Source organism: Halorubrum sp. JWXQ-INN 858 (assembly GCF_009806985.1).
Lineage (GTDB): Archaea > Halobacteriota > Halobacteria > Halobacteriales > Haloferacaceae > Halorubrum.
Window position 1 is genome coordinate 241,744 of record NZ_WUAX01000016.1, and the last position, 22,717, is coordinate 264,460.

The 22,717-nt window shown below is 70.6% G+C and carries 22 protein-coding genes, 1 tRNA gene and 1 pseudogene; 13 read left to right on the forward strand and 11 right to left on the reverse strand.

Going from position 1 to position 22,717, the window contains the following annotated elements; genetic code table 11:
- Window positions 1-69 precede the first annotated feature (69 nt).
- The 3 genes and pseudogenes from GRS48_RS13160 to GRS48_RS13170 form a co-directional block, all read left to right on the forward strand.
- Window positions 70-258, forward strand: coding sequence for a DUF5786 family protein (locus GRS48_RS13160; protein WP_159487271.1), 189 nt, complete (start codon window positions 70-72; stop codon window positions 256-258).
- Between the two features lie 53 nt (window positions 259-311).
- Window positions 312-509 (forward strand): DUF5800 family protein, encoded by a 198-nt coding sequence (locus GRS48_RS13165; RefSeq protein WP_159487273.1) that lies wholly within the window; start codon window positions 312-314, stop codon window positions 507-509.
- A gap of 188 nt (window positions 510-697) precedes the next feature.
- Window positions 698-1,558 (forward strand): annotated as a pseudogene (locus GRS48_RS13170) (polymer-forming cytoskeletal protein); the annotation flags it as partial.
- A gap of 9 nt (window positions 1,559-1,567) precedes the next feature.
- On the opposite strand, the gene GRS48_RS13175 reads toward GRS48_RS13170, so the two are convergent.
- The 4 genes from GRS48_RS13175 to GRS48_RS13190 form a co-directional block, all read right to left on the reverse strand.
- Complete coding sequence (locus tag GRS48_RS13175; protein ID WP_159487275.1) at window positions 1,568-2,347, reverse strand: ribonuclease H-like domain-containing protein; 780 nt, start codon at window positions 2,345-2,347, stop codon at window positions 1,568-1,570.
- Window positions 2,348-2,451: 104 nt separating this feature from the next.
- Complete coding sequence (locus GRS48_RS13180) at window positions 2,452-3,624, reverse strand: MFS transporter (protein WP_159487277.1); 1,173 nt, start codon at window positions 3,622-3,624, stop codon at window positions 2,452-2,454.
- A 228-nt stretch (window positions 3,625-3,852) separates the two neighbouring features.
- On the reverse strand, window positions 3,853-4,143 hold the full coding sequence (locus GRS48_RS13185) for a hypothetical protein (RefSeq protein ID WP_159487279.1): 291 nt from the start codon (window positions 4,141-4,143) through the stop codon (window positions 3,853-3,855).
- A gap of 77 nt (window positions 4,144-4,220) precedes the next feature.
- Window positions 4,221-6,446, reverse strand: coding sequence for a twin-arginine translocase subunit TatC (locus GRS48_RS13190; protein WP_159487281.1), 2,226 nt, complete (start codon window positions 6,444-6,446; stop codon window positions 4,221-4,223).
- Between the two features lie 133 nt (window positions 6,447-6,579).
- On the opposite strand from GRS48_RS13190, the gene GRS48_RS13195 reads away from it, so the two are divergent.
- Window positions 6,580-7,845, forward strand: coding sequence for a twin-arginine translocase subunit TatC (locus tag GRS48_RS13195; RefSeq protein ID WP_159487283.1), 1,266 nt, complete (start codon window positions 6,580-6,582; stop codon window positions 7,843-7,845).
- Between the two features lie 166 nt (window positions 7,846-8,011).
- Window positions 8,012-9,331, forward strand: coding sequence for a threonine synthase (gene thrC / locus GRS48_RS13200; RefSeq protein WP_159487285.1), 1,320 nt, complete (start codon window positions 8,012-8,014; stop codon window positions 9,329-9,331).
- Window positions 9,332-9,423: 92 nt separating this feature from the next.
- On the opposite strand, the gene GRS48_RS13205 is transcribed toward thrC, so the two are convergent.
- Window positions 9,424-9,497 (reverse strand) — tRNA-Val (locus GRS48_RS13205).
- A 60-nt stretch (window positions 9,498-9,557) separates the two neighbouring features.
- Here GRS48_RS13205 and GRS48_RS13210 point away from each other — a divergent pair.
- The 5 genes from GRS48_RS13210 (at window position 9,558) to GRS48_RS13230 (ending at window position 13,151) form a co-directional block, all read left to right on the forward strand.
- The gene (locus tag GRS48_RS13210; protein WP_321168450.1) at window positions 9,558-10,031 is read left to right on the forward strand and encodes a DUF192 domain-containing protein; all 474 of its coding nucleotides are present in this window, start codon (window positions 9,558-9,560) and stop codon (window positions 10,029-10,031) included.
- Window positions 10,032-10,156: 125 nt separating this feature from the next.
- A complete protein-coding gene (locus tag GRS48_RS13215; RefSeq protein WP_159487287.1) occupies window positions 10,157-10,570 on the forward strand; it encodes an SHOCT domain-containing protein in 414 nt (137 codons plus the stop codon).
- 115 nt (window positions 10,571-10,685) lie between these two features.
- Window positions 10,686-11,735, forward strand: a complete 1,050-nt coding sequence (locus GRS48_RS13220; RefSeq protein ID WP_159487289.1) for an AAA family ATPase — start codon at window positions 10,686-10,688, stop codon at window positions 11,733-11,735.
- Window positions 11,736-11,738: 3 nt separating this feature from the next.
- Window positions 11,739-12,449 carry a protein sorting system archaetidylserine decarboxylase gene (locus GRS48_RS13225; protein ID WP_159487291.1) on the forward strand — a complete coding sequence of 237 codons (711 nt, stop codon included), beginning with the start codon at window positions 11,739-11,741 and terminating at the stop codon, window positions 12,447-12,449.
- Between the two features lie 54 nt (window positions 12,450-12,503).
- A complete protein-coding gene (locus GRS48_RS13230) occupies window positions 12,504-13,151 on the forward strand; it encodes an HVO_2922 family protein (protein WP_159487293.1) in 648 nt (215 codons plus the stop codon).
- Window positions 13,152-13,248: 97 nt separating this feature from the next.
- Here GRS48_RS13230 and nth read toward each other — a convergent pair whose 3' ends face one another.
- A complete protein-coding gene (nth, locus tag GRS48_RS13235) occupies window positions 13,249-13,932 on the reverse strand; it encodes an endonuclease III (RefSeq protein WP_159487295.1) in 684 nt (227 codons plus the stop codon).
- A gap of 149 nt (window positions 13,933-14,081) precedes the next feature.
- Here nth and GRS48_RS13240 point away from each other — a divergent pair, with 149 nt between their 5' ends.
- Together GRS48_RS13240 and GRS48_RS13245 are read left to right on the forward strand one after the other, a co-directional pair.
- Complete coding sequence (locus tag GRS48_RS13240) at window positions 14,082-14,453, forward strand: hypothetical protein (RefSeq protein WP_321168451.1); 372 nt, start codon at window positions 14,082-14,084, stop codon at window positions 14,451-14,453.
- 98 nt (window positions 14,454-14,551) lie between these two features.
- Window positions 14,552-14,977, forward strand: a complete 426-nt coding sequence (locus GRS48_RS13245; protein WP_159487297.1) for an RDD family protein — start codon at window positions 14,552-14,554, stop codon at window positions 14,975-14,977.
- 138 nt (window positions 14,978-15,115) lie between these two features.
- On the opposite strand, the gene GRS48_RS13250 is transcribed toward GRS48_RS13245, so the two are convergent.
- Window positions 15,116-17,431: a GH32 C-terminal domain-containing protein gene (locus tag GRS48_RS13250; protein ID WP_159487299.1), complete on the reverse strand. Its 2,316-nt coding sequence runs from the start codon at window positions 17,429-17,431 to the stop codon at window positions 15,116-15,118.
- 131 nt (window positions 17,432-17,562) lie between these two features.
- Between GRS48_RS13250 and GRS48_RS13255 the strand changes: the two genes are divergently transcribed.
- Window positions 17,563-18,054, forward strand: coding sequence for a cation:proton antiporter regulatory subunit (locus tag GRS48_RS13255; protein WP_159487301.1), 492 nt, complete (start codon window positions 17,563-17,565; stop codon window positions 18,052-18,054).
- Between the two features lie 120 nt (window positions 18,055-18,174).
- Here GRS48_RS13255 and GRS48_RS13260 read toward each other — a convergent pair whose 3' ends face one another.
- From GRS48_RS13260 to GRS48_RS13275, 4 genes are read right to left on the reverse strand one after another with little or no spacing between them, the layout of a single operon-like run.
- The gene (locus tag GRS48_RS13260; RefSeq protein WP_159487303.1) at window positions 18,175-19,431 is read right to left on the reverse strand and encodes a M20/M25/M40 family metallo-hydrolase; all 1,257 of its coding nucleotides are present in this window, start codon (window positions 19,429-19,431) and stop codon (window positions 18,175-18,177) included.
- Entirely contained in the window at window positions 19,428-20,369 is a 942-nt protein-coding gene (gene dapF, locus GRS48_RS13265; protein ID WP_321168452.1) for a diaminopimelate epimerase, read from the reverse strand. The genes GRS48_RS13260 and dapF overlap by 4 nt, the downstream gene beginning before the upstream one ends.
- Window positions 20,366-21,790, reverse strand: a complete 1,425-nt coding sequence (gene lysA, locus GRS48_RS13270; RefSeq protein WP_159487305.1) for a diaminopimelate decarboxylase — start codon at window positions 21,788-21,790, stop codon at window positions 20,366-20,368. Before lysA ends, dapF begins: the two co-directional genes overlap by 4 nt.
- Complete coding sequence (locus GRS48_RS13275; RefSeq protein WP_159487307.1) at window positions 21,787-22,626, reverse strand: 2,3,4,5-tetrahydropyridine-2,6-dicarboxylate N-succinyltransferase; 840 nt, start codon at window positions 22,624-22,626, stop codon at window positions 21,787-21,789. Before GRS48_RS13275 ends, lysA begins: the two co-directional genes overlap by 4 nt.
- Window positions 22,627-22,717 lie beyond the last annotated feature (91 nt).

Here is a 22,717-nt window from a genome sequence, read left to right on the forward strand (position 1 = left end):
GGGTGACAACCCCTCGCGAACGGGGCCGTCGGTCAGCGTCCTTTTGAACCTCGGCCGGGAAGTGAGCGTATGGGTTTTGGATCGTACGACGAAAGCGAACAGCAGGACCAGACCGTGGACACCGACGACGACGCGGCCGTCAACGTCCACGAGAACGACCACGACGGCGACGTCTCCTTCGAGAGCGACCTCTCCACCGATGACCTGGTGGGGCAGCTCCAGGACATGAAAGGCGACGACGCCGACGACGACGAGTAGGCCCCGACGGCCGTGCCACGCCCCTTTTATTCGGTCGACCACTACCCGGCGTCATGAGCACGGAGCTGACGTTCAGCGACGACGGCGTCGACGTGGTGTACGAGGGGACCGAGTTCGAACTGGAGAAGGACCTCATCGAGGAGGCGACCGGAAAGGACTACCGGGACGTGACCGACCACGAGGTGTTGCAGATCGTGGCGGGCGACCCGGACCTGAACGGTGAGCCGGTGCGGATCGGCGACGTCCTCTGATCGATCGACGACCGGATCCAGACCGACCAACGGCCGAATCCGGACCGACCGACGACCGGATCCGAACCGACCGATGACCGAGTCCCGAGAGCAACGAACCGTCGCGAGCCACGCGTCCGCGGGCCGAGCGTCGGACGGTCGTCGGACGAGCCCGTGCCGTTTATACTCGCGGGGGGACTTCCCCCGATGTGTCACTGAGGGGAGCGAACCCCGTCGACGAGCTCTCGGTTCCGTCGGGGACGACCGTCGAGGAACACGACCTCGTCACCGACGGCGACGTGCTGGTCGGCGGACAGTCGACCGTGGAGTTCGGGCTCCGCGGACGGAACGTCGCGCTCGGCGAGCGCGTCACCGTCGAGGACGACATCGAAGCCGAGGGGGACTGCCGGATCGACACGTGGACGACCGTCGACGGCAACGTGCTCGTCGGCGCGGACGCGTACCTCGGCGAGCGGGCCACGATCACCGGCCACCTGATGGTGTCCGGGGACCTCGACATCGGCGACGACGTCACCGTCGAGGAGGGGTTCGAGGCGAACGGCTGGATCGTCATCCGGAACCCCGTCCCGACGCTCGTCTTCTACTTCATCCTCCTCTCACAGCTGTTGCGCGCGGGCGAGACCGACGCCGCCGACGAGCTCGCGGAGGCGCTCGCGGACGGCGACGACGTTCGCGACCCCCTCGTCGTCCCGCGCGGCGCGACCGTCTCCGACGACGCCTGGCGCGTCTCCACGCCCGCGACGATCGGCGACGACTGCCGGCTCCACGGCAACGTGCGTGCCGAGTCGATCGAGGTCGGCGAGCGCAACGACGTGTTCGGCTCGCTCCGCGCCCGCGGGGACCTCTCCGTCGGCGCGGACACCACGATCCACGGCGACGTCACGACCCGCGGGGGGACCGTCACGATCGCGTCGGGCGCGCGGGTGCGCGGCGACGTCTCCGCGGGCGACCTCGTCGTTCACGAGGGCGCGGAGATAGACGGCACCCTCCGCGCCCGCGGCGAGATGCAGCTCGTACAGTCGGTGGCGACCGCCACGGACGACGGCGAGTGACCCCGATCAGCGTCCGTCGCCGGCCCGTGCCGACGCGGCGGGCGCGAACACGTCCTCGTGGAGCGAGTCACAGACCACGTCCGCGAGGGTGCGGAGGTTCACCGCGTCCTCGCGGTTGTACGAGACGAGCGTGTCGAGCGCGTCCGGGTCGCCGCGCTCGTACTCGTGCCAGAGTCTGACCGCGTCACGGCCCGTGATGTCGGGACGGTCCCGCTCGATCCCCAGGGACCGCTCGATCGGCTTCAGCCCGCCGGAGAGGCCGAGCCGCTTGCAGGGGTACATGAGATCGAGGTGCGGCGTGTCGACGTCGATCCCGAAGGCGGTCTCGAGGAAGGGGACGTCGAAGCGCGCGCCGTTGAACGTCGCCAGGAGGCTGGCGTCCGCGAACCGCTCGCGGAGGGCGTCCGCGGTGAGGTCGTCGCCGGCGACGAGCGTCGCCGTCTCGCCGTCCTGGTGGAAGCTCACGGTCGTCACTCGGTCCCGTCGCTCGTCGAGTCCCGTCGTCTCGATGTCGAAAAAGCAGGTCTCCGCCCGGAAGTCCTCGTACAGCCGCCAGCGCTCCCGACTCGGGAACGCGCGGTCGAAGTAGGTCGCGTCGCCGTCGTCGAGGTGCGCCCGGGCGTCGGCGATGAACGACTCGATCCGGTCGGCCGTCGTCGATCCGACGCCGCGGACGTCGACGCCGGGGTCGAAATCGTCCCACGTGTGGACGCCGCGCTCCCACAGGCGACGTTCCGTCGATTCGCCCACCCCGGACACCGGGATGAAGCTGTTCTCGATGCGCATGTCGGCTACCGGCGGCGCGCGGTGAAAAACCCCCCGAGCGCTCCCGGGCGATCCGATCGGTCCCGTGACGGACCTCGGATCCCCCGTTGGAGCGGCCTCCGCGTTCAGTACCCCGTCCCGAGCAGCTGGTTGACGAGGAGGGCCGTGAACGTGACCGCGAACAGCGCCGCGAGGATCGAAAAGGAGACCCCCCACCCGAACAGGTCGGCGGCGAGCCCGACGCCGACGGAACCCGCGGAGCCGATGACGGTGTACGCCGTGCGGACGAGCCCGAAGCCCGCGCCGCGTTCGGCGTCGCCGAGGGCGTCCATGAACCGCGGGTCGATGGCGGCGAAGAAGCTCGACCCGAAGCCCGCCAGCAACACGCCGATCGCGACGCCGGCGAGCCCGTCGACGAGAACGAAGCCGGCGGTGCCGAGCGCCCCGGAGAGCATCGCCGTCCCGATCGCGGCGTCGCGTCCGAGCCGGTCGGAGAGCCCGCCGAGCGTGACCTGTGCGCCCGCCCGGACGACGAAGAACGCCGAGAAGACGCCCCCGGCGAACGCCGGCGAGTAGCCCCGAAAGTCGACGAGGAACGTGGGGAGAAACGACATCAATCCCTGTACGACGTAGGTGCCGATCATCGCGACGAACAGCGGCAGGAGGATCGAGGGACGCGAGAGGAGCTCGACGAGCGGACCGAGCCGGAGCCGCTCGCGCATCGGTTGGTCCGGGCGGCGCGGCTCCGTCGGCCGGACCCGCCAGACGAACAGGAGGAAGACGGGGACGCCGACCGCCGCCGACAGCGCGATCGCGGGCCGCCATCCGTAGCGGACGCCGATCCACGCCGCCGCGACCGGCGCGACGAGCCCCGCCAGCGGGCCGCCCACGGAGTGGAGCCCGATCGCCGTGCCGAGGTCGTCGAACGTCCGCGAGAGCAGCGTGGTCGCCACCGCGTAGTGGAGCCCGGCGACGAGCCCGAGCAGGACCGCCGCCATCACGAACGCCGGGAAGACCGGGGCGAACGCGAGCAGGAGGCTCATCACCGTCGTTCCCCCGACGGCGACGAGGATCACGCGGCGCTCGCCGTAACGGTCCGCGAGCAGCCCGCTCGGGAACTGTGCGAGCCCGTACGCCAGCCACATCCCCGAGAGCGCGACCCCGATCGCCGTGTTCGACACCCGAAAGTCGGCGACGATGAACGGGACGACCGGGCTGATCGCAAGCCGAGCGAAGTACGTCACGAAGAACGCGAGCATACACAGCGAGAGCACCGTGTGCCGGTACTGCCAGTTCATCGCGTCGACGACCTCCCCATCGACCCGCCCGCGTCGGTCGATCCGACGACCGTACCCCGGCGGTCCCGTAACGTGCGATAGATACCGAGCCAGACTGTCCCGTCGGTGTAAAACGTGCCGATCCCGGAGTCGATCGCCCGACCAGGGGCCGCTACCCGGACCGAGGTGTTCTCGAAGCGACGTGAGAGCCAAAAGACGGGGACCAGTCGTCTGCCGCGACGGCGGCGGTCAGTCGTCTGCCGCGACGGCGGCGGACGGGAAGCTATCGAGGCGTGCGAGCGCCTCCTCGAAGTTCGGCCCCGGGCTGACCTCCCCGGTCTCCGGGTCCCATTCGATGATCCCCGCCTCCGCGAGCGCCGGCAGGTGGTTCTCACGGAGGTCCTCATCGATCTCCTCGGGTCGCCCGCGGTGACGGAGGTCCGCCACCGTGGCGACGCCGTCCGCGACGGCCGCGACGATCCCGCGGCGGCGCGGGATGACGAACACCGACCGGTTGGAGAGGGCGATCGATCGTGTCATGTGTGCTCTTTCCTCTGTCAGTCGAATACCATTAGTGCGACATAAATCTATTGACGACGGTCCGCTCGACATCGCCGTCAGCGCCCGACGATCTCGGCGGGCGGCGAGAGGTTCCGACGGCCGCCAAACGTGACGAGGAAGAGGACGCCGAGCCCGACCCCGTACGCCGCCATCAGCGGGACGGTCATCATGAACATCGTGATCACGTCCGCGGGCGTGAACACCGCGGCGAACAGCAGGATCCCCACCGTCACCTCGCGCCAGCGGCCACGGAGCGCCTCGTAGGGGACGCCGGCCTTGTTCAAAAGCACCATCGCGACCGGGATGTCGGCGAGGAAGCCGATCCCGATCGTCGTGAAGATCACGAGCCAGAGGAAGTCGCTCACCTGGTAGGTGATGATCATGTTCGCGTCGGCCGCGTCGGTGACGAGCCAGCCGATGATCCCGGGCGCGATGTAGCCGTAGCCGAGCGCGAAACCGCCGATCAGCCCGGCGAACAGCGCGCCGGTCCACACGTACACCTGTCGGAGCCGCCCCGCGACGAACCCGCGCTCGCGCAGCGCGGGCCACGCGTAGTAGAGGACCACCGGGAACACGGCGATGAGCCCGAGCAGGACGGAGAACTTCACCATGAAGATCAGCGCCTCGACCGGGTGAAGCGTGATGATGTTGATCCCGCCGTCGACCTCCGCGGGAACGCGGGCCTCGAGGTCGGCCCGAACCGTCGCCAACCCGCCGAGGTACAGCCACGTGAACGCGAGCGCCATCACGCCGCCGAAGACGGCGACGATCCGGAACGACCGCGAGCGCAACGAGTCGAAGATGAACCGGAGGTCAGTGTAGTAGCCGCCGATGTCGTCGTCATCGTCGTCGCCCTCGGTGAGCTCCGAGAGGAACGTCGAGCTCGCGCGAGAGGTCCGGTCGCCGACGTCGTCGGCGAGTCCGCCGGAACCGCCGGAGCCGCCCGCACTCGACCCGGACGCGCCGTCGGAGTCCCCCCCGTCGCTCGACCCGTCACCGTCGCCGCTCAGGTCGGCGATGGCGTCGTAGCGGTCGAGGATCGCCCGCGCCTTCTCGGGGGCGTCCGCCTCCAGCGCCGCGCCGGCGAGCGCGACCGACTCCTCCTCGGTCATCTCGACGAACGGCTCGTCGGGGGCCGCGAGCACGCCCGCCGCGTCGAGCTCGCTCACGTCGAGCGCGGTCGGGTCACCGTACTGGGATCCCGGGCTCGTCGTGTCGAGGTCGCGATAGACGGCCCACAGCGTCGCGACGAACGCGAACGCGAGCGCCCAGCCGACCGCGTACACCCCGGCGGCGGTGACCGGGTCGAGCCCGAGTCCCTCGCCGGGCGGCAGGAACCGCCAGTCGCTACCGGCCCAGCGGAGGAGGTCGTTCGCGCCGGTTCGCCCGCCGTACTCGTAGAAGGCGTAAAGGACCCCGCCGCCGAGCACGCCCGCCCCGGCGACGACGTTCCAGTGGTTCCGGACCGCGGCGGCGACGTCGATGCGGTCGGAGCTCCGTTTGGCCGTGACGACGACCTTCGCGAGGTAGAGGCTGAATCCGTACAGCGCGATCAGCGGGAACGCCCACATCAGCTGCGTGAACGGGTCCGGCGGCGAGAACAGCGCGCCGAAGACGAAGATGGCGACGACGGCGTAGCGCCACTTGTCGCGGAACGTCTCGTACGGGACGATCCCCGAGTACGAGAGGCCGGTGACCAGGAGGGGCATCTGTCCCGCCAGCCCGAACGAAAGCGAGAGGAAGACGATGAACTCCGTCCACATCACGATGGAGTACGTCGGCTGGAGGCCGGCTTCGAGACCGAACCCGGCCAGAAACGAGAACATGATCGGGAAGAAGGCGTACACCCCGTAGGCGACGCCGACGGTGAACAGTCCGGCCCCGAGCAGCCCGATCGCGGCGATCTTCCACCGCGGCACCGGCGACTGCGGCCACATCCCGCGGGCGCGGAGCTCGTCGCGCGCGAAATAGATCAGCGGCGGGAGCGCGAAGATCCCGCCGATGATGAGGCCGATCTTCGCTTGCAGGAGGATCACCTCGAAGGGCGTCTGTGCGATGATCTCCGTCTGCTCGGCGATCTCGGGGGTCATGTTCGCCTCCGTGACCGCCTTCAGGAAGTCCCACACGTAGATCCGGAGCGCCCAGAACGTCCCGAGGAACCCCAGCAGGAAGACGATGAACACCTTCTGGAGGTCCTTCTGGATCGAGCGAAGGAACGCCTTCGCCGACTCACGGCCGGCCGCGAGCGACTGTTGGGTATCCTCGTCGAGGGCACTCGCCATACGGTGTCCGAAGTCCGTCGCCGTTATCAACCTTTTCGACCGCGCCCGCGTTCGCGGGCACGACGGATCGGACGTCGATCCCGCGGTCGCATCCGAAAAGGCCTATAATCACCCGGTGGCGAAGATGAAGTGAATGGACGACTCCGATCGGTCGCGTGACGAGCCGTCGGACCCTGAGGACCCCGCGGCGGCGGACGGTGCGGACGGGACGACGCCGGGCGACGAATCAGGGGACGGCGGCGAGGTCGACGACGGTATCGAGGCGACCGACGCGGACGGAGCCGGCGACGAGGAGGAGCAGCAGGACCCGCGGGCGGAGGCTGAAGACGGCGCGGGCGAGGAGTCAGACGACGACGAAGTCGAACTCGCCGTCGCCGCCGCCGACGACGACACCGACGAAGACGAAGACGACGACACCGACGACGACACCGACGAAGACGCCGACGACGACACCGACGAAGACGAAGACGCCGCCGACGACACCGACGAAGACGAAGACGACGACACCGACGAAGACGAAGACGACGACACCGACGAAGACGAAGACGCCGCCGACGACACCGACGAAGACGAAGACGACGACACCGACGAAGACGAAGACGACGACACCGACGAAGACGAACTCGACACCTACACCGACGACGACACCGACGGCGACGACGAGCTCGGTGGCATCTCCGTCCCCGACACGGACGAGGAGATGCCGCTCGCGGCACACATCGAGGAGATGATGCGCCGGCTCGCGATCGTCTTCCTCTTCGGCGGACTGGCAACGCTCGTCGCCGTCACGGAGTCGACGGCGATGATCAACTACTTCTGGGACTACCACATTCCGGCCCCGCTGGAGAACCGTCCCCGCCTGTACGGGCCGCTCGAGCTCCCGCTCACCCGGTTGAAGGTCGCGGGGATCGCGGGCGTCGTCGTCGGGTTACCCGCGTTCGTCTACCAGACCTACCGGTTCATGAAGCCGGGGCTGTACGACAGCGAGCGGCGCTACTACCTCGCCGCGGTGCCGACCAGCCTCGTGCTCGGCTCCGTCGGCGTGATGTTCGCACACTTCCTCGTGTTGCCCGCGATCTTCTCGTACTTCACCACCTACACCGAGGACGCCGCGGTGATCGCGTTCGGGCTCGCGGAGACGTTCAACCTCATCGTCGTCATGCTGGCGTTCATGGCGATCGTCTTCCAGATCCCGCTGTTCATCATGCTCGCGATCATGATGAACCTCGTCACCCGCGAGTGGCTGGAGGACAAACGCCTCATCTTCTGGGGGGCGTTCCTGGGGATCGCGTTCCTGTTCAGCCCCGACCCGACCGGAATGGCCCCGATCATCGTCACGCTGACCATGATCGTCCTCTACGAGGGGACGCTCGCGGTCCTCCGGTGGACGGGGAACTGACGACGCCCCCCGCAGCACGGCGTCCCGGCGTCCCGGCGTCTCGACACCCGACCTTCCGATCTCCCGACCTCCCGACTCCACGGATCGTTGATCCCCTCGGCGTCAACGCCGGCGATCTCTCGCGGGATCCAACGGAGTTATGCCGGTACCGATGGTGTCCGTGACCATGTCACTAAGTACCGTCCGGCGGCTCACGTGTACGCGCTGCGGGGCCGGCTACGACCCGGACCGCGAGATCTACACGTGTCCCGAACACGAGGGCGTCGCGGGCGTGCTCGAGGTGGAGTACGACTACGCGGCGATCGACGACGCGTTCGACGCCGACCTCGACGGCGTCATCCCGAGCCAGTGGAAGTACGCCGCGTTCCTACCCGTCGCGGACGACGCGGAGCCGGTGACGCTCGGCGAGGGCGGTACCGACCTCCTCGACGCGCCGCGGCTCAGCGACCGCCTCGGCGTCGAGACCCTCATCAAGGACGACGGGCGCAACCCGACCGGCTGTTTCAAGGACCGCGCCAGCTCGATCGCGGCGACCAAGGCGAAACACCGGGGGCGTGACGTGGTCACCTGCGCGTCGACGGGGAACGCGGCGGCGTCGCTCGCGGGGTACGCCGCCCGCGGCGGGCTGGACTGCCGGATCTTCGTGCCGAGCGACGCGCCCGCCGGCAAGCTCACCCAGCCGCTGGTGTACGGCGCGGACGTGCTCGCGGTCGAGGGGACGTACGACGAGGCGTACGACCTGAGCGTCGCCGTGACCGAGTCGTACGGGTGGTACAACCGGAACGCTGCGATCAACCCGTTCCTGATCGAGGGGAAGCGAACGGTCGGCCACGAGCTGGCCGAGCAGACGCACGTGCGCGGTCGCGTCCCCGATTGGGTCGTCTTCTCGATGGGGGACGGCTGCACGATCGCGGGGGCCTGGAAGGGGTTCCGCGAGTTCGCCGACCTGGGCTACGTGGACGGGACGCCGCGGATGCTGGGCGTGCAGGCGGAGGGAGCCGCCGCGATCCACGGCGCGGTCCAGCGCCACGGTAGGGGCGGTGAGGGTACCGACGACGGCGAGGACGGGGCGGACGGAGAGGACGACAGCGCGGACGGCGACGACACGGCGGAGACCCTCGCGGACTCGATCGCGGTCGGTCGACCGCGGAACGCCTATAAGGCCCGTCGAGCGATCGAGGAGAGCGGCGGGGCCTCAGTCGTCGTCTCCGACGAGGAGATCCTCCGTGCCGAGACGCTGCTCGGGTCCACCGAGGGGATCTACGCCGAGCCCGCGGGCGCGGCCCCGGTCGCCGGCGTCCGTCAGGCCCGGCGGCAGGGAATCATCGGCCCCGACGAGCAGGTCGTCGTCACCGTCACGGGCTTCGGGCTCAAGGACGGCGAAAGTGCCCGCCGGGCGACCGGCGGTCTCGACCGGATCGCTCCCGATATCAGCGAGGTCGAACGCCGATACGGCCCCGCCGAGTCGGGGACCTCGGTCTTATAAGGTCCGACCGGTCCCGCGGCGCGGAGCCGCAACTCATCGTTTGACTCCGCCCTCGCATACATTTCTGTGACTCACTTCGTTCGTCCCAGAAATGGGCTCGGGCGGAGTCGAACCGCCGATCTCAGCCTTGTAAAGGCCGCGTCATAACCAACTAGACCACAAGCCCTTATCAGAGGCACCCGCCGCGAGCGGAAAACGGTTTCTTTCTGCGACGCGATCGTCCCGTGTGAACCGCCGCCATCTCGTGCTCGTCGCGCTGGCCGTCGTCCTCGCGCTCGCCGCCGCCCTGTACGTGAACCCCGCGCTGTTCGTCGGCGACTACGACGCGACGACCGTCGAGGCGGTCGACGGCGAGACGGGCGACGCGCTCGCGACCGTCGACGTGCGGGTCGCGGACACGTTCCTGAAACGCTACGTCGGGCTCTCCGCGACCGACGAGCTCGCCGCCGATGAGGGGATGCTGTTCGTCCACGACGAGCCGGGCGAGTACGGGTACGTGATGCGCGAGATGGCGTTCGCGATCGATATCCTCTTCATCGATTCCGACGGGGAGGTGACCCGGATCCACGAGGCCGAGCCCGAATCCCGGCCGCTGACGACCTACGAAGGCACCGGCCAGTACGTGTTGGAGGTGCCGATGGGGTGGAGCGCGACACACGGCGTCGAGCCCGGCGACCGGATCGTCTTCGAGCTCGAGTGAGCGGCAACGGGTGATCGACGGGTGGAACGGTGGCGAGCGGACCGGCGGATGGAGCCGCGGCATCGGAGCAAGGAGATCGGAGAAGCGACGAAACGCTTTCGGCGGTCGGTGGCCTCGAAACGGACATGACGGCTCTCCCGCGTCGGATCGCCTGGAACCTCCGCCACCGCTGGCGTCGGCTGTTCGTGTTGGTCGTCGTCGGCCTCGGCGTCCTCGCGCCGTTCGCCACGGGGCTGTGGTGGACGTTGCCGCTCGTCTGGTTCCTCGGGCTGTTCATCCTCCTCCCCCTCCTCCACACGCTAGCGAAGCCGCTCCCGGACCCAGACGACGGTCGCGGAGGCGGCTCCGGGCGCGAGACCGACCCCGCGCTCGACGCCCTCCGTGAACGCTACGCCCGCGGAGAGATCGACGAGACCGAGTTCGAGCGGCGGCTCGACCGCCTCCTGGAGACGGAGGACGTCGAGACGGCCGAGCGCGACAGCGTCGGCGACCGCGTCCGCGAGAACGTCCAGCGTGAGATCGAGCGGATCCGTGAGTGATCGGCGAGTGATCGGCGAGTGATCGGCGAGTGATCCAGGAGTGGCCCGCGCCGGGCGCCGCTGACGCCGGGGTGGACCGACCGATTCTTGAGCGTCCGTGACCGAGTGAACGGTAATGGACGGACCCCTGTGGACGGACGTACACGCGCCCGACCTGGCGGAGATCCGGCAGGGCGACGCCCGCGATCGGCTGGAGCGCGCGGTCGACGAGCCGATGAACCTCGTCGTGCAGGGACCCCCGGGCGTCGGCAAGACCGCGGCCGCGAGGGCGCTCGCCAGGGCGTCACACGACGACCCCGAGAACGACCTGATCGAGATCAACGTCGCGGACTTCTTCGGCCGGACGAAAAAGGAGATCCGGACCGACCCGCGGTTCGAGGGGTTCCTCGCCGGGCGGAGCCGGATGGCGAAACGCGACATGATCAACCGCGTGCTCAAGGAGTCGGCGGTGTACGCGCCGATGTCGGGGACGTACAAGACGATCGTCCTCGACAACGCCGAGGCGATCCGCGAGGACTTCCAGCAGGCGCTTCGGCGCGTGATGGAACAACACCACCGGACGACCCAGTTCGTGATCGCGACCCGTCAGCCCTCGAAGCTCATCGCGCCGATCCGGTCGCGGTGTTTCCCCGTGCAGGTGCGCTCCCCGACGACCGACGAGACGATCGACGTGTTGGAGACGATCTGTGAGCGGGAAGGCGTCGACTACGACGGCGACGGGCTGGAGTTCGTCGCGAGCGCGGCCGGCGGTGATCTCCGCGAGGCGATCCTGTCGGCGCAGACGACCGCCGTCGAGGGCGACGCGATCACCATGTCGACCGCCTACGAGACGTTGGGCGGGGTCGGCGACGACGACGCGATCCGCGGGGCGCTCGCGGCCGCCCGCGACGGCGACCTGAAGGACGCCCGGAAGACCCTCGACGACCTGCTGGACGACGGCGGCTACGACGGGGGCGATCTGCTCCGCGAGACGTTGCGGGTCGCTCGCGCCGGCTCCGAGTACGGCGGCGACGAGCTCGCCCGGCTCCACAAGCTCGCGGGCGAGGCCGATCTCGACCTCGTCGAGGGGCTCGACGACCGGCTCCACCTCACCCACCTGCTCGCGGCGTGGGCCGCGGGTCGGACGGAACTGCGCGCCGGGTTCCGCGACCCCGCGGGGGCGTAATCGATGCCCGAGGACGCCACGGGATCCGAGGACACCACGGAATCCGAGGACACCACGGAATCCGAGGACACCACGGGACCCGACCGCGAGCGCCGAACCCCGCCGCTGGCACGGCTCCTGCCGTTCCCCGTCGTCGACGACGCGTGGCGGCTCGCGCTCGTCCCGGCGATCGCCGCGGCGGTGACGCTCCCGTTCCTCCCGCCGGTAGGTATCGCCTGCCTCGCGCTCTCGCTCGGGGTGCTCTGGTTCCACCGGGACCCCGACCGCGTCCCGCCGGAGGCGGGCGTCGTCTCGCCCGCCGACGGGACGGTGTCGGTCGTCCGCCGCGAGGGGAACCGCGTTCGGGTCGGCGTGTTCATGAACGTCACCGACGTGCACGTCAACCGCGCGCCGCTGCCCGGCACGGTTCGGGAGGTCAGACACCGCCCGGGCGCGAACCGCCCCGCGTTCGACAAGGAGTCCGACCGCAACGAGCAGGTCGTGATCGACTGCGGCGAGTACGAGCTGCTGGTCATCGCCGGCTGGTTCGCCCGCCGGATCCATCCCGCGGTCGAGCCCGGCGACACGGTCGAGCGCGGCGAGCGCGTCGGCCACGTCTCGTTCGGCTCCCGCGCGGACGTCGTGTTGCCTCGCGACGTGGAGGAGGCCGACCTGCTCGTTCGCGAAGGGGATCAGGTCCGTGCCGGCGAGACGATCGTCGCGGACCGCGACTGAACGCCGGCTCGGTGGGAGTAGAGTTATCAACCGACCGGCCGACACGACACCTACATGCCGGAAGAGACCGTCCACGAGTCGAGACGATCGCGCAGCAGACAGGCCATCGCCACGTACTTCCGCCGGCTTTCCGACGCCCTCGGGCGCGGTGAGCCGGTCCCCGCCGACGACGAGGGGACGGTGACCGTCGATCCGGCGGCCGAACCCGAACTGGCCGTCGAGGTCGAACGCGACGACGGCACCGTGAGCCTCGCCGTCGAGATGGAGTGGTCGGAGCGAGAGGGTGACGTCGACACCGACGCGGCCGCGAGCAAGGCCCGATTCGAGCTGTTCGAGGACGCCGGCGACGACTGGCGCTGGCGACTCGTCCACGACAACGGCAACGTCATCGCCGACGGCGGCGAGGGGTACGCCTCCAAACAGAAGGCCGAACAGGGCCTCGAGAGCGTGAAGAAGAACGCGCCCGGCGCACACGTCGTCGACGAGTCGGCGGACGAGGCCGCGCCCGAGGAGGGCGGCAGCGACGCCACGTTCGAGCTGTTCAAGGATGCCGCCGGCGAGTGGCGCTGGCGGCTCGTCCACGCCAACGGCAACATCATCGCCGACGGCGGGCAGGGCTACTCGGCGAAGGCGAAGGCGAAACAGGGGCTCGGAAGCGTGAAGAAGAACGCGCCCGGCGCACGGGTCGAAGACGCCGAGTAACCGGACACGGCAAGCGGCCCCTTTCTCGCGTACTACGGTCCCTTACTCGCGTACTGCAGCTCCTTTCGCGTGCAGCGGACCCGCGTTCCCGCGTTCCCTACCAGGGATCGCCGCTGGCGAGGTCGACGTCGTTGTCGACCTTCGAGGACGGACAGACGTCCTCCAGGACGCAGTCGGCACAGTCCGGGTTGATCGCGGTGCAGGTCGCCCGCCCGTGGTCGATGAAGAGGTGCGTGAACTGTTGCCAGTTCTCTTCGGGGACGACCTCGAGGAGGTCCCGCTCGATGCTCGTCGGCGACGCTTGCTCGGTGATCCCCAGCCGGCGGGTGATCCGTTGGACGTGGGTGTCGACGACGATCCCCTCGACGATGTCGTGACCGTGCTGGAGGACGACATTGGCGGTCTTCCGGCCGACGCCGGCCAGGTCCGTCAGCTCCGACATCGTGTCGGGCACCTCGCCGTCGTGTTTCTCGATGATGTCGGCACACGCCGACCGGATGTACTTCGCCTTGTTGTTGTAGTAGGTGATCGAGTTGATCGCCTCGGCGAGCTCCTCCTGGGGCGCGTTCGCGTAGTCCTCGGCGGTGTGGTACGTCTCGAACAGGTCCGCACACACCTTGTTCACCCGGACGTCGGTACACTGCGCCGAGAGCATCACGGCGATCAGCAGCTCGAGGCGGTTCGAGTACCGAAGCGAGATGGTCGAGTCGGGGTACTCCGCGGAGAGTCGGTCGACGACCTCCGCGATCTGCTCCTCGCGCGGCTCCAGCGGCGTTCCCATACGACACCCTGTGTGCCGCCTGCATTGAACGGTTCGGAACCGGCCGCGGCGGTCGGCACGTCCCAGGACGTCGACGCGGACGGATACGGACACGGACGGATGCGGAGGTGGACCGGTAGGTTCAGTACGCACGCGACGCTGGTGTCGGCGTGCCCCGTTCCCGCGACCGCTCCCGTTCGCGCCGCCGGCCGACGTACCGCCGCCGACCGCGGGAGTTCTACACCCTCTGGATCGCGGCGACGACGACGTACGGCGTCGGCGACATCGTCTCGACGATCGCCTTCCTCACGTACGTCCCGGCGATCGAGGAGGCGAACCCCGTCGTCAACGCCGCGATCGACGCGTTCGGCTTCGCGGGTCTCGTCGCGCTCAAGATCGCCGTCTACCTCGTGATGGTATGGATAAGCGTCCTCGGCGCGCGCGACGGCGACGCGCTCCTCTACTACTTCCCGCCGCTGTTCCTCACCGTCGTCGGCCTGGCGCTCACCGCGAACAATATCCGGCTGATGTGGCTCGCGTGATCGGCGGCGGAAGCCGATGACTGCGGGCGATCACCGAGGGCGACACGCGGCTATATAGACCACCTACTTATATATGGTGTCGAGATGATGACCGGACCATGGATCGACCACGCCCGCGGATGGGCACCCATACGGAGACGCTGTTGCCACGGATCGGCGCGTTCCTCCTCGACGTCGTCATCGTCGGGATCGCGCTCGGACTGGTCTTCGGGATCAGCGCCGTCATAAGCGACACCCTCGGGCTGCTCGTCGGTGCGCTCTCCACGTTCGCCGCCTTCGGCTACTTCGTCTACATGGAGGGGACGTACGGCCAGACGATCGGGAAGAAGCTGCTCGGTATCGTCGTCGTCAAGGAGAACGGCTCCGACTGTGACCTCCGCGCGTCCCTGATCCGGAACGTCCTCCGGATCGTCGACGGCGCGTTCGGCTACCTCGTCGGGATCGTCGTCATCCTCCTCACCGACGACGACCAGCGCGTGGGTGACCTGCTCGGCGACACCGTCGTCGCGCGCGTCCAGAAGTAGAGTAGCGACCGCGGATTCCGCGGTTTCCCGTACCGCAACTCCCCGCGATTTCTCGTACCGTCGGCCCTCACCGTTTCATTCCGCCGAGCCGGTGAGCCACTGAGCCACTGAGCCACTGAGCCGATGAATCGCCGAGCGTCAGCTCGGGCCGGCCTCCGCGGACCGCCCGCGGCCGAACGTCCACGCGGAGCCCAGTTCCCAGACGTCGAGGTCGACCGTCGCGGCGCCGGCGCCCGCGTCGAGAGCCACCCCGGTCGCGTCGGGGCGCGTGGGGTAGATCCGCGTCGCGAGCGCCCGGCGCTCGTTCACGAACAGCTCCAGCACCGAGCCGTCGAGGAACACGCGGACGTCGAACGGCCGGTCGAGGGCCGCGGCGTCGATCCCGACCTCGTCGGCGCGCCCCTCCGGGTCGAGGCTGCTCCGCGACCGGTCGACGACCACCGAATCGGGACGGATCCGGACCGTCGTCCGCTCGGCTCCGTCCGGCGACGCGCGGACGACCAGCCCGACCTCGCCGGCGTCGGTCGGGTCGACGCGGGCCCGGAGTTCGAGGGCGATCCCCGCGACGTCGAGCCGCCGCGTCTCGTCGTCGAGCGACACCGTCCCGTCGAACCGCCGTCGGTCGCGGAGGCGTTCGACCTCCCGGACGGGCCGTTGACGGAGCTCGCCGTCGACGACCGCGACTTCCCGCGGGAGGCTCATCGCGCCGGCCCAGCCGGCGTCCCACTGCCGACCCACGGAGCGCTCCTCGCGGAGCCACCCGACCGTGACTTGGCGATCGTCGGGCGTCGACAGCGACTGCGGCGCGTAGAACGCGCCAGGGTCGAGCGTCCCCGACCGCTCGACGGTAAAGCGGGCCGTCCCGGCGTCGAACTCACCGATGAAGTACCGGACGTGACTGTAGTCGGAGACGTGGAGGAGGTCGCCGTCGGGGAACCGGAGCAGTTCCGGACACTCCCAGACGACCCCCGGCTCGACCGCGTCGGTGACGAGGACGGGACCCTCGTAGGTCCACTCGCGGAGGTCCGGACTGGAGTAGGCCACGACCCCGCCGCCGAGGTCCTGAAGCCCGATCCCGATCAGCTGGTGCCAGCGCCCGTCCTCGTAGCGGAGACAGTGGTCGCGGAAGTGCGCGGGTTCCCCCGGCGTCGAGAGCAGATCGAGTTCGGCCGGGGGGGCGTCGATCACCGGGCCGCCCGCGACCGGCTCGAACGCGGTCAGATCGTCGTCGGTGGCCGCCGCGAGACACGGGAGCTGCCAGCCGTCGCGCCCGCCGGTGTACAGGGCGTACACGTCCGTCTCCGCGGTGGAACACGAGGCGGCGTCCGGATCGCCGTCGTCGTCGGAGTCCCCGCCTGGATCGCCGTCGCCGTCGGAGCCTCCGTCCGGGTCGTCGACGACGGCGGGGACGACCGCACCGTCGGGCCCTGCCGGGCGGCTCACGGCGACCGCACAGCCGGACCAACAGCCGTCGCGGTCCGGCCCCGCCGGATCGGGCGTCATCGCGACGGGCCGGTCCGTCCAGTGAACGAGGTCCTCGCTGACGGCGTGGCCCCAGTGAACCGTGTGGTGGTACGGCCCGCCGGGGTTGTACTGGTAGAACAGGTGGTACGCCCCGTCGTGGCGGATCATCCCGTTCGGGTCGTTGAGCCAGTTGGCCGGCGGGGTGACGTGGTAGCGAGGCCGATCGGGGTCCGCCGAGAGCCCGTCGCGGTAGCGGGCGAACTCGGCGGCCGTCTTCGGTCGGCCGGCCGCGAGCGCCGTCTCGTAGGCGGCCGCGCCGCCGAGCCACCGGAGGACGTTGCCCGCGAACCGCTCGCGGGTCGCCTCCGTCGTCGGGTCGTCGCGCTGGGCGAACTCCATGCCGACGCCGACGCCGAACACGGTCCCGGAGCCGATCCGCCACTGGAGCACGGTGACCTCCGGCGGGACGTCCGCGGACCCCCGGTAGGTCGACGCGAGGACGTCCGCGCGCTCGGGGAGGACGTCCTCGTATCGAGCGTACGGCCCCTCGGATCCCGCCGGCCGGATGTGGTGGCGGAGCCCGTCGAGCCCGTCGACCGCGGGGTGGTCCTCGTAGACGGCCTTCCACAGCGGCCCGACCGGCTCGGTCACCGCCTCGGTGCCCGTCGCGTCCGGCGGGACGGGGTCGATACCGAGCGCAGCGACCTGTGCGAGCGCGCGGGCCGAACAGAACAGGCCGCCGCCGCCCGCGACGAACGCTCGGATCGGGGCGGCACACGCGACGACCGTCGCGGGGTCGCTCACGGGAGCGTGCGCGTGCCACCAGAGGGCGTCGAACCCGTCGAGCGCGATCGACTCGGACGCCACCGACGCGAGCGGGACCGCCTCGACGTCGTCGACGACGCCGCGGGCGAACGCCAGCGCCGCCGCCTCCTCGGCGCTCGGCTCGTCGTCGAGAAGGAATCCGAGACGGACCTGCTGCGGGTACATGTCGATCGGCTATGACACTCGTCGTCAAAAACGCCCCGAACGGCGGTCCGGAAGCGGAGCGGCGGAGGGTCGCGACGCAAATATAAGTGCCTACCCGCCCGTATCGAAGGCATGTCACGCGAGGTGAGCGGATGCCGTTCGAGGTGAAAGAGACCACGATCCCGGGCGTCGGGAAACGGTTCGACCTGTACCTCGACGCGAACCGGAGCGTCGCGGTGGTGGTCCATTCCTCCGGGGAACGACAGGTGTTCTACCGGGAACACAGGTCGGACGATTACGACGAGGTGTTCAGGCTGACGGACACGCAAGCACGCACCTTCGGGCTGTTTCTCGTCGGCGCGTACTACCAGCCCGTGGCGGGACAGCTCGCCGAGGAGACGAGCGCCGGGGAGCACATTCGGTGGTACTCGGTCACGGCGGAGTCGGGGCTCGCCGGGAATCGGGAGGACGAGGTCGTGATCGAGTCCCGGACCGACACCACGCTGTTGGGGCTCGAACGCGACGGGGAGGTGCGGTCCGTCATCGAGAACGACGTCGTCTTCGAGGTCGGCGACCGGCTCATCGTCATCGGCACGGCGGAGGCACACCGGGAGCTCGAAGCGCTCCTCGCGGACATCTCGTAGCCGCTCTCGAGGGGGCACCGGACACGCGACACGACACACGACACGCGACACGACACACGACACACGACACGCGACATCGACGACACCGCCGACATCGCCGACATCGACGCTGGCGACCGCCTACAACAGCGCGTCGACCGCGCGGGCGACGGCGACGGCCGCCGCCTCGACCTCGCGGACGCGGACGTACTCGCGCTCGGCGTGGGCGACCGCGCCGGCGTCGTCCGCGAGGTCGCCGGGTCCGAAGACGACCGTCGGCGCCGGCGCGAAGTACGACGCCTCCGTCGCCGCACCGAACGGGCGCACCCCGCCGCCGCGCTCCTCGGGGAGATCGAAGGCGGCGGCGGCCTCGCCGGCGGCCCCGGCCATCGTCGACACGAGCTCGTGGTCGGGGTCCGTCGAGAAGGCCTCGAAGAACGGCGACTCGCGGTCGGTTAAGGCGACGTCGACGCCGACGTCCGCGGGCGTCTCCCGGTCGACCGCCGTCGCGAGCGCGTCTCGGAACCCCGCGGCCGTCTCCGGCGGGACGCTCCGCCGGTCGACGGTGATCGCGCAGTCGGCCGGCACCTGGTTCGACGCCGAGCCGCCCTCGATGACGGTGGGAGTGAGCTTGGGTGGCCCGAGCTGCGGGTGTGTGTCGGACCCCTCGTCGAACCCCTGGATCGCTCGCAGGGCGTCCTCCGCGGCGGCGACCGCGTTGACGCCCGCGAACTCCGCGGCGTGCGCCGCGGTCCCCGAGAGCGCGACGCTCCCCTGGAAGCGGCCCTTCGCCGCCGTACAGACGTCCAGACCCGTCGGCTCGCCGACGACGAACAGGTCGGCGTCGAGGCGGTCCTCGCTCCCGGAGAGGAGACCGACCAACTCGGCCGCGCCGAGCGAGAGCAGCTCCTCGTCGGGCGTGATCGCCAGCGTGAGCGTCCCCCGATCGGGGTCGGCGGCGAGGAACGCGTACAGCAGCGCCGCGAGCGGCCCCTTGGCGTCGCACGCGCCGCGACCGCGGATCACGTCCGCTTCGGTCGCGGCCGCCCCGCGTTCGCCCGATCCCGTCCCGCCCGCCTCCGCCCCGGTCGCCGAGCGGTCCCGCTCGAACGCGACGTGCGGCGTGACGGTGTCGATGTGGGTGTTCAACGCGAGGTGCGGGCCGGCGTCGGGCGCGGGCGACCGCTTCTCCGCCACCACGCAGCCGCCGGCGACGACCGCCGCGTCGACGTCGAACGACGCGAGCGTCTCCACCACCAGCGCGCGCATCGCGGACGCGTCCTCGTGTGAGGGCGTCCGAACCGCCTCGGCGAGGAACGCGACCGGGTCGAACGGCGTCCCGTCGAGCCGGGTCGCCGTGCCCGCACCGTGAGCCGCGTCGGCTTCCGGGTCCGTCATAGCGGGTCGGCCGGGAGGCTCCCGGTGAACTCATGCGTGACGGGGCCGGTCAGGGTCGCCGGACCCCCGGCGGGGACCGTGATCGACAGCTCGCCGCCCGGCGGCCGGGTCCGTACCGTCTCGCCGTCGACGAGCCCGAGCCGGCGGGCGACCGCCGCGATCGCGACCGCCCCGGTGCCACACGAACGCGTCTCGCCCTCGACGCCGCGCTCGAAGGTGCGCTGATCGATGACCGGCGGCCCCTCGCCGCCCGCGCCGTCGTCGACGATCGCCGCGAGGTTGACGTTCGCCCCTGCGGGGAAGACGTCGGCGTTGCGGACGGGCGGGGCGACCGCCGCGAGGTCCACGGCGTCGACGTCGTCGACGAACGCGACCGCGTGCGGGACCCCCGTGTCGACGGCGGTCACGGTGAGCCCCGCGACCGACTGCTCGACGAACGGCCCGTCGTGGTCGACGGGGACGTCGGCGGGCGCGAACCGCGGCGTGCCCATCTCGATCGTCGCCTCGCTCCCGTCCTCGGTGACGCTCGCGCGCCGGGTGCCGGCCTGGGTGTCGATCATGAACTCGCGCTCCCCGGTGCGGTCGTGCGCCCAGCGGGCGACGACCCGCGCGCCGTTGCCACACATCGCGGCCGTCGAGCCGTCCGGCTGGACGAGCGTCATCACGACGCGGGTGGGCCGGTAGCGGTCCTCGATGCTCAAAAAGAGGACGCCGTCCGCGCCCCGCCGGCCGGCTCCGTCTCCGGGATCGCTTCCGGGGCCGTCCTCGAGACCGTTCTCGGCGTCCGCGCCGCACGTCGCGGCGTCGACGCCCGTCTCGCGGTCGCAGTACGCCCGCGCGAAGGCGGCCCGGTCACCGACCGTCTCCGCGGCGTCGACGACGACGAAGTCGTTGCCGGTCCCGTGGTACTTCTCGACCGGGACGGCGTGGGTGCTCACCGTCCCGCCTCGCGTTCGACCGTCGTGAGGTCCGCGAGCGTCTCGCGCCGCCTCGCGACCGTCGCGTTCCCGTCCGACAGCGCGACCTCCGCGGGCCGCGGTCGGGAGTTGTACTGGTTCGCCATCTCGAATCCGTACGCGCCCGCGACCCCGACCGCGAGGAGATCCCCACGGGCCGGACGCGCGAGCGGTCGTCCGTTACAGAACGTATCGCCCGTCTCACAGATAGGTCCTGCGACCGTGGCGGGTATCGCCTCCCGGTCGTCCGGATCCGGCGCGCCGTCCGCGCCACCGAGGTTGCGGATCGGGTGATACGCGTCGTACATCGCCGGCCGGAGCAGGTCCGTCATCCCCGCGTCGACGCCGACGACGGTCTCGTCGGGCGTCGGCTTCACCGTGTTCACGCGGGTCACCAGCACCCCCGCGTCGGCGACGACGTATCGCCCCGGTTCGACGGCGAGAGCGAGTTCGCCCGCTCCGTCCGCGGTCGGCACGGTCCCGAGCGCCTCCCGGGTGGCCGCCGCGACCGCGGGGAGGTCGAGCGGGGGCTCGTCCTCGCGATACGGGACCCCGAAACCGCCGCCGACGTCGACGTACGACAGGTCGATCGGCTCCGCGCCGTCGTCGGGAGCCGTCAGCGTTCGGGCGAGGTCGCCCATCCGCGAGACCAGCTCGCGGTGGTCGTCGAGCCCCGCCGCGTCGATGCCCGAGCCCGCGTGGGCGTGGACCCCGACCACGTCGAAGCGCTCGGCGGCGACGCGGGCGACGTCGGCCGCGCGGCCGTACGGCACGCCGAACTTCGCGGCCGCGCCGGTCCGCACCTTCTCGTGGTGGCCCGCGCCGACCCCGGGGTTCACGCGGAGGCAGACCCGACCGTCGTAGCCGCGCTCGGCGAGCCGGTCGAGGGTGTCTTCGGCCCCGACGGTGACCGTCAGCGCCGGCTCCGCGCCCGCGACGTCGACCACGTGATCCAGGTCGCGGGCCGGGGGGTTCACCGCGGTGTAGTGGAGCCGATCGCCGCCGAACCCGGCCGCGAGCGCCCGCTCGACCTCGCCCGCGGAGGCGCACTCGGCGTCGAGGCCGGCTTCGCGGACGGTCTCGAGCACCGCACGGCCCGTGTGCGCCTTCACGGCGTACCGGACGTCCGCGTCCGGGAACGCCGACCGCAGGCGCGCGCAGTTCTCGCGGACCCGGTCGAGGTCCTGGACGTACAGCGGCGTCCCGTGGTCGGCCGCGAGGGCGGCGAGCCGGCCGGCGTCCCAGTCGGTCACGCGCCGGACCGCAGGGCCGCCGGCCGTGTTGGCGGCGCGGTCGGCGTCTGCGTCGGCGGCGTCGGCGTCTGCGTCGGCGGCGTCTGCGTCGGCGGCGTCTGTGTCGGCGGCGTCTGTGTCGGCGCGGTCGGCGGCGTCGTCGGCGCTCATTCGCGGAGCGCGTCCTCCCGGCGCGTCGCCTCCAGCGTCTCGGCCTCGACGTCGGTCGCGACGACCGCCGGCTTGTACGCGCCGCCCTCGAAGAGCTCGTGGTCGCCGACCGACGACTCGACCATGCGGGTGAACGCGCGGCGCTCGGCCGGCAGGTGCCCGTAGATGACCTCCTCCTCGACGAGGTCGTAGACGGGGATGCGCGGCGTGAGCAGCGTGTTCTCCCCGACGATCGACCCCTCGCCGACGCGGAAGCCGGAGGTGACCCGGCAGCCCGCGCCGAGCGAGACGCCGTCCTCGATCACGACCGGCGCGTCCTCGACCGGTTCGAGCACGCCGCCGATCAGCGTGTTCGCGCCGAGCTTGACGCCCTCGCCGAGCTGGGCGCACGACCCGACCGTGTCACAGGAGTCGACGAGCGTGCCGTCGCCGACGTACGCGCCCATGTTGACGAACGACGGGCTCATCATGATACAGTCGCTACCGAGGTAGGCTCCGCGGCGGATGACGGTCCCGTTCGGGGTGTTTCGCGTGCCGCGCGCGTCGAGGTCCGCGGTCTCCCGCAGCGGCAACACGTCGTAGTAGGTGACCCCGCCGTACTCGCGCGGCTCCGTCTCGCGGAGCCCGAAGTTACAGAGGATCCCTCGCTTGACCCACTCGTTCGCCTCCCACGAGGTCACGTCGTCGCCGGTCTTCTCGGCGGCGCGGACCTCCCCGGCCTCCAGCGCCTCGAGGAACGCGTCGAGGACGGCGTCGTCGTCGCGTGTCGTCTCGGCCGCGGAGAGCCCGGCCTGATACCGCTCCCAGAGGTCCGCGACGTCGGATTCGAGCGTCATTGGTGGCATGTGAGCGAGCGTCGGTATTTACCCGTCGATACGTGTGCGCCGCGGTGGCACCGGCCATCGGCCGTCGCTTCCGCCCCCCCAT

Bases quoted from the DNA above. Each gene is read 5' to 3' on its own strand.
- GRS48_RS13160 (WP_159487271.1), top strand. From the start codon at position 70: ATGGGTTTTGGATCGTACGACGAAAGCGAACAGCAGGACCAGACCGTG.
- GRS48_RS13165 (WP_159487273.1), top strand. From the start codon at position 312: ATGAGCACGGAGCTGACGTTCAGCGACGACGGCGTCGACGTGGTGTAC.
- GRS48_RS13175 (WP_159487275.1), bottom strand. From the start codon at position 2,347: ATGCGCATCGAGAACAGCTTCATCCCGGTGTCCGGGGTGGGCGAATCG.
- GRS48_RS13180 (WP_159487277.1), bottom strand. From the start codon at position 3,624: ATGAACTGGCAGTACCGGCACACGGTGCTCTCGCTGTGTATGCTCGCG.
- GRS48_RS13185 (WP_159487279.1), bottom strand. From the start codon at position 4,143: ATGACACGATCGATCGCCCTCTCCAACCGGTCGGTGTTCGTCATCCCG.
- GRS48_RS13190 (WP_159487281.1), bottom strand. From the start codon at position 6,446: ATGGCGAGTGCCCTCGACGAGGATACCCAACAGTCGCTCGCGGCCGGC.
- GRS48_RS13195 (WP_159487283.1), top strand. From the start codon at position 6,580: ATGGACGACTCCGATCGGTCGCGTGACGAGCCGTCGGACCCTGAGGAC.
- thrC (WP_159487285.1), top strand. From the start codon at position 8,012: ATGTCACTAAGTACCGTCCGGCGGCTCACGTGTACGCGCTGCGGGGCC.
- GRS48_RS13215 (WP_159487287.1), top strand. From the start codon at position 10,157: ATGACGGCTCTCCCGCGTCGGATCGCCTGGAACCTCCGCCACCGCTGG.
- GRS48_RS13220 (WP_159487289.1), top strand. From the start codon at position 10,686: ATGGACGGACCCCTGTGGACGGACGTACACGCGCCCGACCTGGCGGAG.
- GRS48_RS13225 (WP_159487291.1), top strand. From the start codon at position 11,739: ATGCCCGAGGACGCCACGGGATCCGAGGACACCACGGAATCCGAGGAC.
- GRS48_RS13230 (WP_159487293.1), top strand. From the start codon at position 12,504: ATGCCGGAAGAGACCGTCCACGAGTCGAGACGATCGCGCAGCAGACAG.
- nth (WP_159487295.1), bottom strand. From the start codon at position 13,932: ATGGGAACGCCGCTGGAGCCGCGCGAGGAGCAGATCGCGGAGGTCGTC.
- GRS48_RS13245 (WP_159487297.1), top strand. From the start codon at position 14,552: ATGGATCGACCACGCCCGCGGATGGGCACCCATACGGAGACGCTGTTG.
- GRS48_RS13250 (WP_159487299.1), bottom strand. From the start codon at position 17,431: ATGTACCCGCAGCAGGTCCGTCTCGGATTCCTTCTCGACGACGAGCCG.
- GRS48_RS13255 (WP_159487301.1), top strand. From the start codon at position 17,563: ATGCCGTTCGAGGTGAAAGAGACCACGATCCCGGGCGTCGGGAAACGG.
- GRS48_RS13260 (WP_159487303.1), bottom strand. From the start codon at position 19,431: ATGACGGACCCGGAAGCCGACGCGGCTCACGGTGCGGGCACGGCGACC.
- lysA (WP_159487305.1), bottom strand. From the start codon at position 21,790: ATGAGCGCCGACGACGCCGCCGACCGCGCCGACACAGACGCCGCCGAC.
- GRS48_RS13275 (WP_159487307.1), bottom strand. From the start codon at position 22,626: ATGACGCTCGAATCCGACGTCGCGGACCTCTGGGAGCGGTATCAGGCC.